The 15,882-nt window shown below is 56.8% G+C and carries 6 protein-coding genes; 5 read left to right on the plus strand and 1 reads right to left on the minus strand.

The genetic code is table 11. The annotated features are described in order from the left end of the window. The first annotated feature begins 9 nt into the window (after window positions 1-9). From H8K04_08635 to H8K04_08650, 4 genes are all read left to right on the plus strand, one after another. On the plus strand, window positions 10-2,862 hold the full coding sequence (locus H8K04_08635; protein ID UVT17582.1) for a DUF4157 domain-containing protein: 2,853 nt from the start codon (window positions 10-12) through the stop codon (window positions 2,860-2,862). A gap of 168 nt (window positions 2,863-3,030) precedes the next feature. Continuing rightward, window positions 3,031-4,860, plus strand: coding sequence for a DUF4157 domain-containing protein (locus tag H8K04_08640; GenBank protein UVT17583.1), 1,830 nt, complete (start codon window positions 3,031-3,033; stop codon window positions 4,858-4,860). 262 nt (window positions 4,861-5,122) lie between these two features. Continuing rightward, entirely contained in the window at window positions 5,123-7,474 is a 2,352-nt protein-coding gene (locus H8K04_08645) for a DUF4157 domain-containing protein (GenBank protein UVT17919.1), read from the plus strand. A 1,006-nt stretch (window positions 7,475-8,480) separates the two neighbouring features. Next, on the plus strand, window positions 8,481-8,795 hold the full coding sequence (locus H8K04_08650; protein ID UVT17920.1) for a DUF4157 domain-containing protein: 315 nt from the start codon (window positions 8,481-8,483) through the stop codon (window positions 8,793-8,795). A 331-nt stretch (window positions 8,796-9,126) separates the two neighbouring features. On the opposite strand, the gene H8K04_08655 is transcribed toward H8K04_08650, so the two are convergent. Then, complete coding sequence (locus H8K04_08655) at window positions 9,127-9,582, minus strand: hypothetical protein (GenBank protein ID UVT17584.1); 456 nt, start codon at window positions 9,580-9,582, stop codon at window positions 9,127-9,129. Window positions 9,583-10,839: 1,257 nt separating this feature from the next. Here H8K04_08655 and H8K04_08660 point away from each other — a divergent pair. Beyond that, a complete protein-coding gene (locus tag H8K04_08660) occupies window positions 10,840-15,774 on the plus strand; it encodes a hypothetical protein (GenBank protein UVT17585.1) in 4,935 nt (1,644 codons plus the stop codon). Window positions 15,775-15,882: the final 108 nt, after the last annotated feature.

The following is a 15,882-nucleotide window of genomic DNA, read 5'->3' on the forward strand; positions in this document are numbered from 1 at the left end:
GATCAATCGATGACGTTGTGCCCCGTGGGGAAGCTTAAAAATCGATTGGACTCGGCACATCACCGGCTGGCGTATCTGCCGGTGTCGTCTATTCCTGTACATGACCAGTTCCAAATTCAGAGAAAGGCTTTTTGTCCCTGCGGCGGTGGATGTCCGTCGTGCCAGTCGGGTGGGGGCAATTTCAAAGTCTCGCAGCCGAATGATTCGGCCGAGATCGATGCCGATGCGATCGCCGATCGTGTGATGCGCGTGCCGATTGAGAAAATCGGTCCGATCACTCTCAATTCGTCCGTATCAGAACCGCAAATTCAACGCCAGCCGGCCAGTGGAACGCAGGCAGCTGAAGAAGAACCTGAACCGATCGGTGAAGGGCTTGCGACCGTCGCAGAAAACCTCGATGAGAATAATCCTGCTTTTTCCAAACTAACCGAAGAGCTTGGTGACAGGTTCCGTGCACTGCCCGCACCGCTGAGTGTTGGTGTGCCTCTATTCCTGGGCGCGAATTATCTGGGCATCTGGGCACTGGCGATGGCGAATCCAGCAATGCGGAGACACCTTAACGATTTCAATCTCGGTATGGCGCCGGGCGCCCTTCTTCCGCAATTTCCGATAAAGACCTTTACATACAGGATCCTTGACCCTGAGCAAACACGGTTCGAATTCGATCTCGATTTGGACGTGTCAGGAATAATCGAATCGTTGGATGAAAATAGCCCGCTGTCAACCTTGTCGATCGAGACCGCCGGACGTCTGAATACCACAGCGCCGACAGGCGCCTCGCCTGTAGGACTGTCATCATTGAATGTAAATTTGGGACTGTTCGATGATGGCTTGATGTTCTCCGGTGGTTTCCGTCAGGGTGTTGATCCGTATCCGCTTTTAGAAAGGGATCCGTATACGGGTGCGGGTTCCAGGATCATGCAGCAGGTTCCCGGCTTGCCAGATTTGTATCCTGGTGAGCAGGACATTCGGTTCATGCTGCAGGTCGATTTCGTCAGGTTATATAACTATTTCAATCCTCAGAGCACTCCGATTCGAAGCGTCCCGCGACAAGTTGAAGGAGACCGCGGCGAACCTGAAGTGCAAAGGAAAACTGCCGGATGTACGACATGCCATTCCGGTACGGGCGACCTGCGCGTGTCCCAACCGAACGACGCAGCCGAGATCGAGGCGGATGCGATCGCCGATCGTGTGATGAAGATGCCAGCCGGAGCCGAAGCACTGAACACGACGAATCACATCGATCCGACAAAGGGGACCCATCGTAAATGCGATGCGTGCGAGGACGAAGAAGAAACGATCCGGCGAAAACCGTTGTCGGGCCCGGGCGAAATGCCATCGCCAAATCCCGATCACGTACACAGCGTCATCGGCTCCGGCGGCCAGCCGCTCGACCTGGTGACCCGCGGATTCTTTGAACCGCGCTTGGGCCGCGACCTTTCGGGAGTTCGCGTTCACACCTACTTGGCCGCCTCGCAGTCGGCGAGGAAGGTCGATGCGCGCGCCTATACGGTCGGCAACGACATCGTTTTCGGTAACAGCGAGTACGCCCCGCACTCGGAAAGCGGCCGGTATCTGATCGCCCACGAGCTTGCGCATGTCGCCCAGCAGAGCGGCCAGGCGGCCTCTGGTAAGCCGCCCGTGATCGCGCGCGTCGCGCTCACACCCGCCGATGTGGACACACTCGCCGACTCGCTTCACGATGCCATCGCCAGTGTTCCAACGGACGAGGAACTCATCTACGTTGCACTGCAAAAACTCGAACGGGACGCGACGGCCATCACGTCGCTCAAGTCTGCGTATAAGACGAGGCATATGACAGACCTCGTCGCCGATCTTGGCTCGCAACTAAAGGGGCCGGGTCTCGCCCTCGCCAAGACACTGCTTGGGGTGAAAGGCGGTCTCGCAGTTTCTACGAAAGCGCCGGTTACGGCCACGGAGTTCGAGACAGTTGCGAAGACGATCAATACGGCGCTCGCCGGCAAGACGATCGACGCCGAGGCCATCTATGCCGCCTTGCTTCCGCTGGCGTACGACTCGACAAAATCCAGCACACTGAAGACGACGTATGCAACGCTGTTCACCAATACGCTCGAGGCTGACCTCACCGCGAAGCTGACAGGTGCGGACCTCGCATACTCGCTCTATCTGCTCAATGCGCCAGGCCCGGCTGCCGTCCACGCGCCGACCACATTCAAGGCCCAGCCCGGCCCGGGCAAAGCGCCGGCGACGCCCCCGCCACCCGTTGCAGGGGGGACGATCAAGGCAGAGACCGAAGTGCCGTGGAAGACCACGTCCGGAACGACGGGGCAATATGGGTTTGGTGTCGGCTACAGCGGAGCTCTCTCAGCACATAGCCGGTGGGTGCAGTTCATCGAACGTGAGATCAGCTATGATCCGAAGGGCGGCGGAAAGCGCACCTCCCTCGATAAAGAGATCACCGCCGGCGGCGGGAAGAATAAGTACAAGTTAACGACGACGACAGCTTCGCCCAACTGGGCCGTGGACAGCTACAGTGCGTCAACTCCATTTTTCGACGATAAGAGCGACGCATGGCGCGACGCGACCTCAGTGTCGATCTACGACGCGCCGGCCCCACGCGAGGGCGACATAAAGGACCTCTTCGATGCAGGGCACACGAATGTCACGTCCCGCGCGCATTTCGACATCTATTTGATTCGTGACTACTCGGCGATCTACCACGTCGAGATCGAAATCGTCTGGACCTTTTCGGATCCAAAAAACTTGAATAAGCGCAAGACGACGCGAACGATCAAGTCAACGGGCAAGGTGAGCGTTCTGCCCGGAGCGCTGAAAAGTGCGCTCGTCGCGCGCTATCCGGCGTATGCATATATCCGTTAGCCCGGATAGCCCGACGCGATCTTCTGAAGCCGCACGCTGGAACGAGATGCATCCGGGGTCGTGATGGAACGCCGAATTCCGCACCAGGAAAGGTGAAGCGGACTAACCGAAATGAACGTGAGAGCAACAACCTCGATACCTGACGTGTCGACTCACCCTCGGACTGCCGTGACACCGGATGGCGGCGCTTTGCCGACAAGCACACTGCCACCGGGGGCGACTGTACTTCGAAAAGCTTCGTGCTCCTGCGGGGGCAGATGCCCGGCTTGTCAGACGCAATCCAGCGATCTGAAGGTTTCCCAGCCCAACGATCCCGCCGAGATCGAAGCCGATCGCATCGCCGATAACGTAATGCGGATGCCGGATGGTGGAAGTGGGGCGGTGGCTCATGAGGGCAGGGAATCAAAGACGTTTCACCGACGAGCGAAACCGGGCTCAAACAGTGTCCCGCCTTCTTCGGGCATTTTCGGTTCTTCCGGGCACCCGCTTGATGCCGAAACGCGAGAGTTTTTTGAACCTCGGTTTGGGCGCGATCTGGGCGATGTCCGCATCCACACCGGAAACGAAAGCAATAACACGGCTCAAAATATAAGCGCCCACGCATATACGCTTGGCGACAGTATAGGGTTTGCCGCAGGCAGCTATGACCTGGTTTCGCATGAAGGCCGACGACTGATCGCCCACGAGTTGGCCCACGTTGTCCAGCAACAGAATGGTACCGCGCCCGGCATTGTCCACCGCAGTTTTGTGCCGTGGCCGGGACAGATAGGAACCGATGCCAAGGATGCGGCCGGAAAGTCCACTTACAAGGAAGAAGGAAATATTGTGAGCGAATACGTTCAGCGCACCGGTGACGAAAAATTTGCTGCTCCCAAACCTTCACTACTCGAATTCGACAAGAAAAACTGTACCGTAGCTTCTACGGTTGAAGTGAACATTACCAAGTCTGCAGACCCTAAAAATGTCGTCACAGATGACGAACTAAAGAAAGAAAAGGAGCGGTTTTTCAAAGTTGCTAATGACAAATTAAACGGCTGGGTTGAGATCACAGTTGGCAGCGGCGAAAAATGCACGGTTTGCGCCGGAAAGACGGTTTCGGTCAAAATCGTGGCTAAGGAAGGCACCGGGCCTTTTGCGGATTCAGTCGAGATAGTCAAAAGCACCGACCGCGAAGACGCAGGGCACTTCGAAGTTGGAACCTCCGAATCTACGCTCTGGCACGAGGCCGGGCACATTGTGCTTGGAGCCGCTGATGAATATCAGGAAGGCGATCGCGCTAAACGAAAGGACCCTCGTCCCGAAGACAAAGCCAATCCGGGCGATTTTTCGATAATGGAACACAGCCATTGGCCGTCCAGCGCAAATGCGATGATGCATGCTCGTCATTTTTCGCATATTCCTGCATGGCTCGGACGCAAATTTCCCAATTGCAGCTTTGATATAAAAGAGAGAAGCGTTTTCACAGGCATCAATTTCCGGGCTCCGGTTATATTTTTATACCCGACAGGCGGATACGCGAATATCGGCGGGTCACACGGCGCATTCCTGAATTACGGCCTTGATATCGGGATACCGCTGACAAACGCCCGTGATTGGGAGCTCTTTGTCGGCGCGCACGGTACATTTATGGGGCAACTCGAAGGCGACAAACGACTTGCGTTTTTAATAGGTGCCAGGGTCGGCATTGAAAAAATGTGGACTCCGGGAGCAGGCGGATTTAACGTAGGTGGATTTGCCGAAGGAGGCGCGGCATTTGTAGGCGACAAATCTTCAAAGGATGCCTCGACGTCTTATCTGCCGGGCGGTTATGGCTATGGTGGGGTGAATTTGGGGTATAAATTCTCTCCGTCCGCGGTGTTTCCTAACCTGTCGCTTAACGCAGAGGTAGGCGGCGGCGCCATCCGCCCATCGGGGCTGCACAACCTCCAAGCGTTTGTTAAAGACGAAAACTTGCTCCCATTCTTTACCGCCGGGCTCCGCGCCACGATGATGTTTTAGGTTTTTTAGAATGACGGTAAGAGCCATACAAACAGCAGCCAAAAATCATGTAGAGATCAGAGCGCAGCATCTGCCGGAGGCTGGGAAAAATTCGAATCCATATCTTGCCGACAGCTCTTTTAGAGATTCTGCCATTCTGAGAAAATCTTCATGCTCCTGCGGCGGCGGGTGTCCGGCCTGCCAAGCCAAATCCACTGATCTCAAAATCTCCCAACCCAACGATCCGGCCGAGATCGAAGCGGATCGAATTGCGGATCGAGTCATGCGGATGCCGGTTGGGGCTGTGCAGCCTCCTGAAAAAGAGAAGCATTCCGGTCATATCATCCATCGAAAATGCGACGCGTGTGCAACTGAGGAACAGGAAGAGATGTCTGAGCCGGTCATGCGCAAGGAAGCCTTTGCCTCTGCCATGGCCGAACCGCCGCCCGGCGATATTTCACCATCGATCGAGAATGTCCTACGGTCCGGCGGGCAGCCGTTGGATTTCACGACACGCCGATTTTTCGAGCCACGCTTCGGTCTGGATCTCAACCATGTTCGTATTCATACGGATTCCATTGCCGGACAATCGGCTCGGTCGATCAATGCGCGCGCCTATACGCTCGGGCGCAACATCGTTTTTGGACGCGGCGAATACAAACCGGAATCAGAATCAGGTAAACAATTGATAGCGCATGAGCTCGTCCATACCGTGCAGCAAAATCCCAGAGTTTTCCATGCAGACAATCGGACGATCCAAGGACAGACTCAATCTGTGATTGCCCGTCAACCTTCATCTGTTCCGGTTCCGGCGCCAACCCGAAGAGAGTTGGTCGAAGCGGCAGCGGACTGGCTTGTGGGTATGGCTCGTCAGGTCGAAGTCATGCGTCAATCGGCTGCCGTCGCGCTTGCGACGACTCCGGGCAGCGCGGCAGGGCCACGGGCATTTCATCGACTGCTGAACCAGGATGTGTTGGAGCGGCTCCTCAATAACGCCATCTCCGTGTTTGAGGCGCAAAAAAGCGACAATCCGGACGTGAACTTTCCGTCGGAAAGTCCCGAGCAAACTCGTCTGGGTGAAGCCTATGCGCGCGCCATGGAGCAATTGGGGCTGGCGATCGAGGAAGCGCGGGTCAACAGCGCGAATCTCGCGCCCGACGTCCACGATGCGCAGGAAAGGGGCTATGGTCGCAACCGCATGCGGTGGTTCGACGCAAATCCCGCCGCACCACTCGCGGCTGGAATCCGCGACACATTCACGCAGACGGAGCAGGACATTTCAGCCAGACGTCATCAACAGGCAACGACGGAATTCTCGAATCTGGCTGCGAACCTGCATCTGTTCAATCTTGCCGGGGACGGCGCCCGACGGCTCCGACTGGCATTACTCAACGCCAGTTACCGGCTCGTACGTGATCCGGTCTCGGGCGACGTCGGCGCGCAATCCGCCGCCGCCCTCACGACAACCATTCAGCCGATTTTCGATCAACTGGACGGATACGATTGGGCGATCTCGCAAGCCGTCTCGCGTCTCACGCGAGCTGAGGCACGGACGCGTGAATTTGTCGCCGACCCGATCGCACAGGCCGCCGTCGGTACTGCGTTGCAGGCGCACTTCGCCACCCGCGATCCTGGTTATGCCGCTTTGCTGGCCGATCGTCTGGCTCGAATGGCCCGTGAACTTCGCGGGCAAGGCTCGCTGGTGGTTCACGCCCGCAATCCGCAGGATCCGTCATGCACGATCGGAAGCATCGGCGGCGGCCTGTCGATGACCGCGGCCCATGCCGAGCCGAATCACTTCTATTTCTGTCGCAGCGTCACCATCGGCGATGAGGACGACGTCAGCACGGTGATACACGAAAGCGCGCATGCGACGATCCCGAGTCTCGGCGCGCGCGCGCCGCTGACGGCAATGTCCACTACTCCGCGCGACCGTTCCTATCCGGGCGAACGAATTTACGCACACCTGACGACGGAAGAGGCGCTCGACAACGCAGAGTCGTATGCGTTCTATGTCGACGAACTGCTCGGAGTTCAGGTTCAGCGTGCGACTGCGCCGAATGATCAGATCACCGGTTGCGCCGATCCCGCTCCGGTGGAAGCTGCGATCGCTCGTGCAACCTATCGCATAAGGCTCGGCGCGATGTGGGGAGAACAGACGTTAAGTCAGTTTCGAGGACAACTTTTGCCGCAAGGCATTATCGAGGTCGTCCGCCGCGGCTTTCCAGCCGCGGATGAAGCACGGTCGAGAGTGGTGCTTACCCACCTGAGTCATCTTGCGGGCTCGCTGAACTATTATCTCCCGGTGACATGTCGGTCCGCATCGGATGCCGAGGCGCGCGCCGGAGCATTGATCTATAGCCGCTCGAACAGAGTCACGGCCACGGGTCTTTCCTCAACCGTGGCACGGCGCAGCGGAGATACGATTTTCGTGTGCCCCGCATGGCTTGCGTCCGGAGTCGATGTTCAGGAGGATTCGCTCGCTTCCATTCTCGTTCTCCGCTATCGTTCGGCGGTGCCTGTGGCGGACGTGGAAGGCATAGTCAATTTAATACGGTTCATTCAGGAAGAGGCGCATCCGTCGCTGACAGGCCGCACATTGCGGCAGCATCAGGACGCCGATGCGCCGCCGTGATAGTTGTTCTTTGAAATGTGTGACGAAGCGTTTCGCCAACACGTTCGGTAACGATAACGCGGTCCAGCGGTTGGGGAGATCGGTATCGCTGGCAATGATCTGATGTGTCGGCCGGTGTCAATTATGCCTACGATCCGACGCGTGAGGCAGGGATGGAACATTTACTTATTCCGGATGCGTCGATCACCTTTGCGCCGGATTTCACGCAGTTTCCCTCTAGCCGGTGAGGGGCGGGCCATAACGGTAAGGATCAACTATGTTCACTCAAGCGCGAAGAACAACCCAAACCAGTGATCTAGTCAGTCGTCCTCGTCTGATGCAGAGCAACCGGGATGTCTCATTTTGGGAGACCACACTTTCTAAGCCGATCATTCAACGCACAGCCTCCTGTCCTTGCGGCGGTGGGTGTCCGACCTGCCAGGCGAAATCCGATCATCTCACAATCTCCCAGCCCGACGACCCGGCCGAGATCGAAGCCGATCAGGTTGCGGATCGAATCATGCGGATGCCGGATGACAGTTTGGAAGCCCCGACAGGACCAGCTGGAGAATCCACGGCTATGCCGGTACTCCAGCGGACGGAGGCCGACGGCGAGCAGCCCAAAGAGGAAGGGAGCCGTTGTCCGAGTTGGCGTGGCGATCCAGAGAGCATCAGCAAGCGAGCGGGGGAGTTTTATGCGCGCAATCATCTCACGCCTCCGTCACAAGCTGCCGTGGAGCGGATCCAATGCGAGCCGCCGATTGCCAACGGCAACTATGGCTGTTACGTGCATTTCAGCGATGGACTGGTGCTCCGCGTGATCGTGCGAGAAACGGATATCGTCGTTGGTACCGGCCCAGGACCGTTCACGACGGAACATCCCCCACCGGCCACACCGTTGTGTTTCTACGAATACTCCTGTCCGGAGGGGGAGTTGGTGCTGACGGTCAAAAAATGCCAGAGCGCGAAGCCGGGCGGTTCGTCTGGACCGCCTCTTGTTGCACAGCGAGCGGCCTTGTCTGGCCCAATGGCTCCTCGGACCGAACCGTCGATGCTGCACGACGTGTTGAACTCGTCGGGTCAGCAGCTGGACTCCGCCACACGCGCCTTCTTCGAACCGCGTTTTGGCTCCGATCTTTCGCATGTGCGAGTCCATTCCGACCCGCTGGCAGACCAATCGGCTGAGTCGATACAGGCCCGCGCCTATACACTTGGGAACAACATTGTCTTCGGTTTTGGGGAATATAACCCGGATAGTGACGGCGGAAAACGTCTGCTGGCACACGAACTCGCCCACGTTGCACAACAGGGGAAGGGAACCGATACGGCTGAATTACGGTGACAGTTGACTCCAGGTAGCGGTTCGACGAGTGCCCTCCTACCATTCCGACTTTTGGCTCGACTTTTGGAGCCAGCTGTTCAGGTGGGGCGACCGATCCTTGTCAGCAGAGGGGATGCACAAGGCCGATCACAGATATCAATCCTGATCTCGAGAGCAATCGTCCATCTGGATAGTGCGACAGCTGCTTTGGGTACCACGCCACTCGCTGCCGGTACCCGAAGATCTCTGGACTGATATTTCAATCATCGGATACGGGAATTCCATCCCAGTTCTCAGAACAGATACAGCGTGTGATTTGCTCAGGTGGTCGCCCGTTCGACGGTGGACACGGCTACTGGGTGGTGGCCATCTGCCGGTACGCCATCTTAATTTTCTTTAACGCCGCAAAATCTCCAAACGTCACATCTACAATGTGATCGGTCTCGTCCACGAGAAACACGGCGAGAACGTTAGTCGGAACGGATGACATCTTGCTACGAATCAGCGGGCGAAACAGATAGCTTTTTGTTCGGCCGTCCTCCGTTTTGACCACAACATCGTCCTGACCGGCCTGTACCTCTTGCATAATCCTCCCCATGATAATCGAATGATGGTCGGTCCTATGTCCCAAGGGATGAAAATCAACAAGAACATGTTGCTCATTAAAGACCATCCTGACACGATCCCCTGGCTTTAACTCCATTCCCTTCTCTCTTGCGATTGATAGGGGGAGATAGCGTGGCTGAAGCGATTCGTGATCATCAACCTTGATCTGCTCGCTGAGGATGGTCTTGACGGTGCCGATCACTATGCGATCTCCTGGAAGCATCTGAGGCAAGCCTCGCAAGGCGGTTTCTTGCTGCGATTCCGGCTTTGCCAGAGCCCTCTTGTCATCGGCATCTCTGGTAGGACTATTACCGGTGAATGTACATCCCCAGCCTGTCAGGAACATACACAGTGTGAGCGTGAACAGAATGGGTATGGAGTATCGATGGCTGGACGAGCACACGGGGGAATGTCCCGTTACGGACCAGGATATGAAGTTCGGGTTAGTCACTATTAATCCTCCCTTCAAGGGACCAACGAGTTGTCTAGCGCCCTTCTGTAACATGTGATGCGTAAAGCTTAGTCATTCATCGGCATCCAGATAAAAGCATGGTGTCACCCCTCGCCGGCATTCGGTACTAGGAATAGCTCGGGTGCTGGATGACGCAGAGTGAGCTCAGTGAGGTGCCATGGATTCGACCTTGAGACTGTCCGTGCGGGTTTTTTCAGATCGTGGTTCTCGGCACAGATGTACAGTGTCTGGACTTGCACAGGAATCGCTAGTTTCCATGTTCATGGTGTAACGATGCGATGCGGGAGTTGAACGGAAGGGTGCGCATCCTAATGTGCGACTTGCCCAGTCAAGCATAAGAGCCTGATAACAGGACGGCTGGCACGCACCCGGACCGCTGATCATTCGGCGGTTGCCGAACGGGAGACATCTATTTAGTGATGAGGGCCAAGTCCAACTGGAAGCGCATAAACACCTACCGCACTGGAACGATGTTCGGAGCCGATTCGTAATGGCCTGAATCGGCCATTTCACGGGCATTGACCCTTTATCCCCCAGTTTGCCGAGGAATGGTGTCCAAATTCTTGGACGATGCAACCAACTGATTATCTTGCATCGAACAAGAACAGGGGTAGTCCTCGCCTCTTGCTGTAGAAAAATTCCTCACGCCCATGACAGATGATTCGGTGGGTAACCGCAGTAAGTCATTGTCATATTTCGCAACGTTTTAGATGCCAAGTTCCGAACTGCGCGGCATGGCGATTGCCCTAGTAGTGGGTCGCTGGTGAAGGTTTGGGTGATTTTGGATCGGCCTCCGGATGACCCATATCCTTCGCAAGAGGGAACCCTTCACCAGCTCTTAACCTCCAGAGAATCGAGGTCTGGAGTTGTTTGGAGGCTGGTTCTCATCCGAATGCGATTAGAAAAGCTGACTCTTTAGCAATCAGCAACGAACGCGATTCGACTAACGCCTGAAGGGCGGAAGACTTTAGAGGAGGAGGCCGAGACATGAGATCACAATTTAGACTACATCGCCGGCGACGGAGCAGGCTGTGGACGGTGCTACAGGCTATTCTGTTGACGGGGAGCGGGATGGGGGCGCCTCTGGTTGCCGCGGAACCTCATCAATCTGTCCATGCGCTCCACGCGACGCAAGTGGCGATGCCGGGGTGGACCCAGCAGCTAATAGGTCAGACGGTGCTGGAAAACGCCATCGAGGGACGCGCAGACAATCCCCCAAAGATGGAGATGCAGCACCATCGCCTGATGGAAAAGCTTGGGCAGCAGGCTCAAAGGGATGCGCAGGCCCAGCAGACATCCGGCGCGTTCAACAATATGTCGATGATGCACCAATACATGGGGCAGGACGGCAGCAGCTTCCTTCTCATGACGGATCCAGGCAAGGGGGAGCCTGTGATGACATCGGGAGGTAGATGCCCTGCCGGGGTACCGACCAAGCAGTTCGATGTCTCGATGATCAATATCGAGATCACACTCAATCGCTGGCTCGATTTTTACCCGGGCTATATGTACGTATTGACCGACGATGTCGAGAACGCTCGCGCCGAGGAGGCGAAGAACCGAGAAGCCCGCGAAAAGGACGGGTTCGATCCCGGAGCCGTTACCACCGGCCTACAGGGAGACATCATCCAGCCTTTGGTTCTTAGGGCGAATCAGGGCGATTGCGTCAAGATGACGCTGCGCAATCAAATGGAAGGAGAGGACGGCAGCTTGTTCATCCAGGCCTCCAGCATGATCGTCAGTCCAACCGGCAAGCCGGCCACGACGACAAATCCCGAGTCCATTGTGGCGCCGGGCAAGGTGCAGGAATTCGAATGGTATATTCATCCGCAAATGCAGGAAGGTGTGCGGCAGTTCCATTCCTACAGCCATGATCGGGAACTGACAGTCCTGGGCCTGTTCGGCGCATTTATTGTAGAGCCGCGGGGGGCCCGATACCTTGATGCGCTTGGAAGCGGAGGACCTGCTCCGGAGGTAAGGAGCGGATGGCAGGTGAATGTCGATAACGCATCCGGCCCAGACTTTCGGGAATTCGTGTTGTTTTATCATGAAATCGGCGACGAAGCGTTCCGTCCTCTGAACAAGAAGGGAGACTTCCTACCCCAGCGCGATCCGCTGACGGATGCCTACAGACCCGGGGGGCGGGCGATCAATTACCGCAGTGAACCGTTCGGCATCGACCAGATGCACCTCCAACACGAGTATTTCGGGTTTGAAGACGAATCGTTGGCGTACAGTTCGTACACGTTCGGAGATACACCGACCACCATCGCCAGAGGCTATCTAGGCGACCCGGTCAAGTGGCGGCTGGTCCATGGCGGGTCCGAAGTGTTCCATTCTCATCATCCGCACAGCGGATCGATCCGCTGGCAACGAAGCCCAGGCACCGAGCCCAACAACCTGTGGGCGATGGGTCAAGACGGACCGGTGAAATATCCGGTCGTTCGGACCAAGTCCGACCGTGTGGATGTCGAAGTCATCGGTCCGTCCGAAGCGTTGGATCTCGAACCGGAATGCGGCGGCGGCGGCTGTCAACATCTGGCGGGCGAGTTTCTGTATCACTGTCACGTCGCCCACCACTATGTGGCCGGGATGTGGGGCTATGGCCGGTTCTACAACACTCTCCAAGACGGGGCTAGCCATACGGACAGCATGCCGGACTTGCGGGAGTTGCCGGATCGGGCAGGTCGGATGAAACTCGGCGTTTCGTCCGACAAACTGATTGGCACGACAGTCGATTGGTTTGGGAAGACGTTTAAGATCGTTGACAGAAGCCAGCGGACCAACTGGAAGTCCGATCCGGCGATCGTGAACATTCACGATTGGGTGGAAATGTTCGTGCCGGCGCAGGGCAAACCTGGCCACACTGATGACGAAAAGGGGCAAATCCTCGCCTATGACGCGACCGTGTGGGATTGGAAGTGGGATGGCAACATCGCTCGGGGTGAACGGGAAAGCACGGCTCAGAATCCGAAGTATGCCTGGGCGGCCAAATGGGACGACGGCACGAGACCGGCGATCCTTTTCGACCCAACCACAGGAAAAATGGCGTGGCCGCTGTTCAAACCGCATTTCGGAAAACGGGTCCCGTTCTCTGCCAATCACAACGGCGCCCCTTGGCTGGAACCGATTCATCAAGATGCGAAGGGTGAGCGAACGTCAGAGCCGGCCATGCCTGGTGAGCAGGGCCGCTGGAGCCTTTGCCCGGAGAATGCGAACCGCAAGCATTACAACATTCACTTTATTCGTCTGCCGATTACCCTTGCGAAGAAACAAGGAAACGAGCCTCCCATCGTCGACAAGGACGGGCTGATCTATGTGCTGCACGAGGAAGAACAGTTGACCAGGGCGAATGACGATCTCAAATTGCCGGCGGTCATCCGCGCCAACGTGTATGACTGCGTCGACGTAATCCTCACGAGCGAGTGGGATGATGACGATTACACGAATTTCCAGTCGTCCAAGATCAATATTCACCCGCACTTTTTCCAGTTCGATACCGGAAACTCGGATGGTGTGATCTCGGGATTTGAATATGAAATGTCGGTCCGGCCCTTCACCATGTGGGGGAAGAAGACCAAGCACGGGCTGCCGGCTCCGATGGTCGCCAAGTTGGTCAGCAGGGCGAAGGCCGGTGCCACCTCGATCAAAATTCAAATGGCTCCTGGTGCCACGAAGTTTCATGTGAACACCGAAGTCATGGTGGGCATGGATTGTTTGGAGAAAGGCAACGATCCCACGGCGTCGCTCCCTCGGGACAAAAGCTGTCAGGAAGTCGCTCGGATCAAGGAGATCAAGGGCGATCAGATCACGTTCTTCAAACCACTGAGGCATACTCATCAGGTGAATGACCTGGTCTCACCGGAATTCGTCCGGTATCGGTGGTGGGTCGATGTCGATATGGGGACCGTGTTCTGGCATGACCATGCCTTCGGGGCGACGACTTGGCCTCACGGAGGATTCGGCGTCACGATCGTGGAGCCCTATGGGTCTACGTATCACGATCCGAAAAACGGCAAGCTGGTCTACAGCGGCCCTGTTGCCGATATCCACAGCAACGAGCCGATCGGGGCTGGTGTGAGCGGCAGCTTCCGTGAACTGATGGTCTCGATCCACGATACGGTGCCGCATACCGTCAACGTGATCGAGGCGGGGAATCCGCCCGGACAACCGGTTGAGGTCGCACTGGAAGCAGGAAAAACCGTGTCGTTCCAGATGCCTGAAAAAATCCTGAACGCACCGAACAAGTATATCAATGGCGGTACGCATACGACCGGCAGCGGGTTTAACTTCCGTGCGGAACCGTTTGCGCAGCGCTTAGCGAATGATCCGGACACTTCGAAATTGTTCAGCAGCGCGATTCACGGTGATCCGGATACGCCTCTGTTGCGGGCGTACACAGGCGACACGATGGTGTTCCGCCTGTTGCATCAGCTCATGAATGAGTCCCACGTCTGGACGATTTCCGGTCATACGTTCCTTACCGAACGGTATGCGGCGGACGCCAACCGGAAGAACTCGATTCACGTCGGGATTGCTGAGCGGTATGATTTAGTGACAAAGGCCGGCGGGTTCCAGGGTATGCCGGGCGATTATATTCACTTCAACGGCCGTACGTCGCATTTTGCCGAAGGTGGCTGGGGTATCGTGCGAGTGCTCGGAAAGCAAGTGCCTGACCTGATGCCACTGCCGAAGGGAACTAATCCACTCAGCATTCCGGCCACACCGGGTTCCGTTTGCCCGGCGGAAGCACCGGTGAAGAGCTTCAATGTGGTGGCGGTAGATCGGCCCATGAAACTCAACCCGAAAGCACCGGAGGTCATCGAGGTGGACTTCGAGCGCAAAATCGAAATGACCATGCCGGAAGGTAAAATCTTCGCACTCGAGGAGGAAGCCACGACGGTCTCCGGCGGCACGACACCGCATCCGCTGACGTTACGGGTCAATTTGGGCGACTGCATCAAGGTGAACTTGACGAATAGAATGAAGGCGAGCCGAGCCTCATTTTTTGCGCCAGGCCTGGCCTTCGATCCGAAAGACAGTCAAGGCTTGAACGTCGGCAACAATGGTGGGGACCAGACCATCGGCCCAGGTGAGAACCGTCAGTACACCTACTATGCACATCCGTTGAACAAGGAGACGACCTCCTTGGTCTGGGATGGCGGAAACATCGTCGTCAATCCACGGAATGGATTGTATGGAGCGATCGTTGTCGGTCCAAGAGGATCTCAGTACCGGGACCCCGTGACCGGCGCGGATCTTTCGCAGAAGAACTCGTGGCGCGCGGACGTCATTGTGAACACGAGCCTACCTGAGAACGTAGGCAAACGTAACTACCGTGATGTGGCCCTCTTCTTCCAGGACGAGGACAACATCATCGGTACGGCGTTCATGCCCTACGTGCAGAATGTGGCGGGCTTGACAGCGGTCAACTACCGCGCCGAGCCGTACAAGTTCCGCGAGGATCAAGGCTGTTCACTAGGCAAGATCTTCCAGCCCTGCGTCGTGGACAAGCCGGAAGATCCGGTGACCCCACTCATCGAAGCCCATGCCGGTGATCCGATCAGGATCCACTTGATCGGCGCCAACAGCGAGCAGAACGGAATGTTTGGTGTCGAAGGCCACGAGTGGCCGATCGAGCCCTATATGCCGGGAGCCGATATGATCAGCGTGGTCGAGTATGCGGGTTCTGAGGTTCTGGACGTCTTCCTACGTGGCGGGGCGGGAGGTCCCTATCGTCAAGTTGGAGACTTCATCTGGTCGAATCAACGGCTGCCTTACACTCAGTCAGGACAGTGGGGCTATCTCCGAGTGTTGCCTGTCGGCGATACTCGAATACAACCGCTCGGTGCCGTTGGTATGGGAGCCAAGCGGGTGGAGGTGAGACCGCAGTCCCAGCCTCTACCGACCGCCATGAAATAGACGGCTCGGACATGGCGTCAGACCGAGGGGGGAGCCACCTGTGGGAGGTGGCTCCCCCCTTTGTCTCTCTTGATTCAGCGGACCATCGAGTGGTCGAGGTGACATGAC

This window comes from Nitrospira sp., assembly GCA_024760525.1.
Classification (GTDB): Bacteria; Nitrospirota; Nitrospiria; order Nitrospirales; family Nitrospiraceae; genus Nitrospira_D.

Bases quoted from the DNA above. Each gene is read 5' to 3' on its own strand.
- H8K04_08635 (UVT17582.1), top strand. From the start codon at position 10: ATGACGTTGTGCCCCGTGGGGAAGCTTAAAAATCGATTGGACTCGGCA.
- H8K04_08645 (UVT17919.1), top strand. From the start codon at position 5,123: ATGCGGATGCCGGTTGGGGCTGTGCAGCCTCCTGAAAAAGAGAAGCAT.
- H8K04_08650 (UVT17920.1), top strand. From the start codon at position 8,481: ATGGCTCCTCGGACCGAACCGTCGATGCTGCACGACGTGTTGAACTCG.
- H8K04_08660 (UVT17585.1), top strand. From the start codon at position 10,840: ATGAGATCACAATTTAGACTACATCGCCGGCGACGGAGCAGGCTGTGG.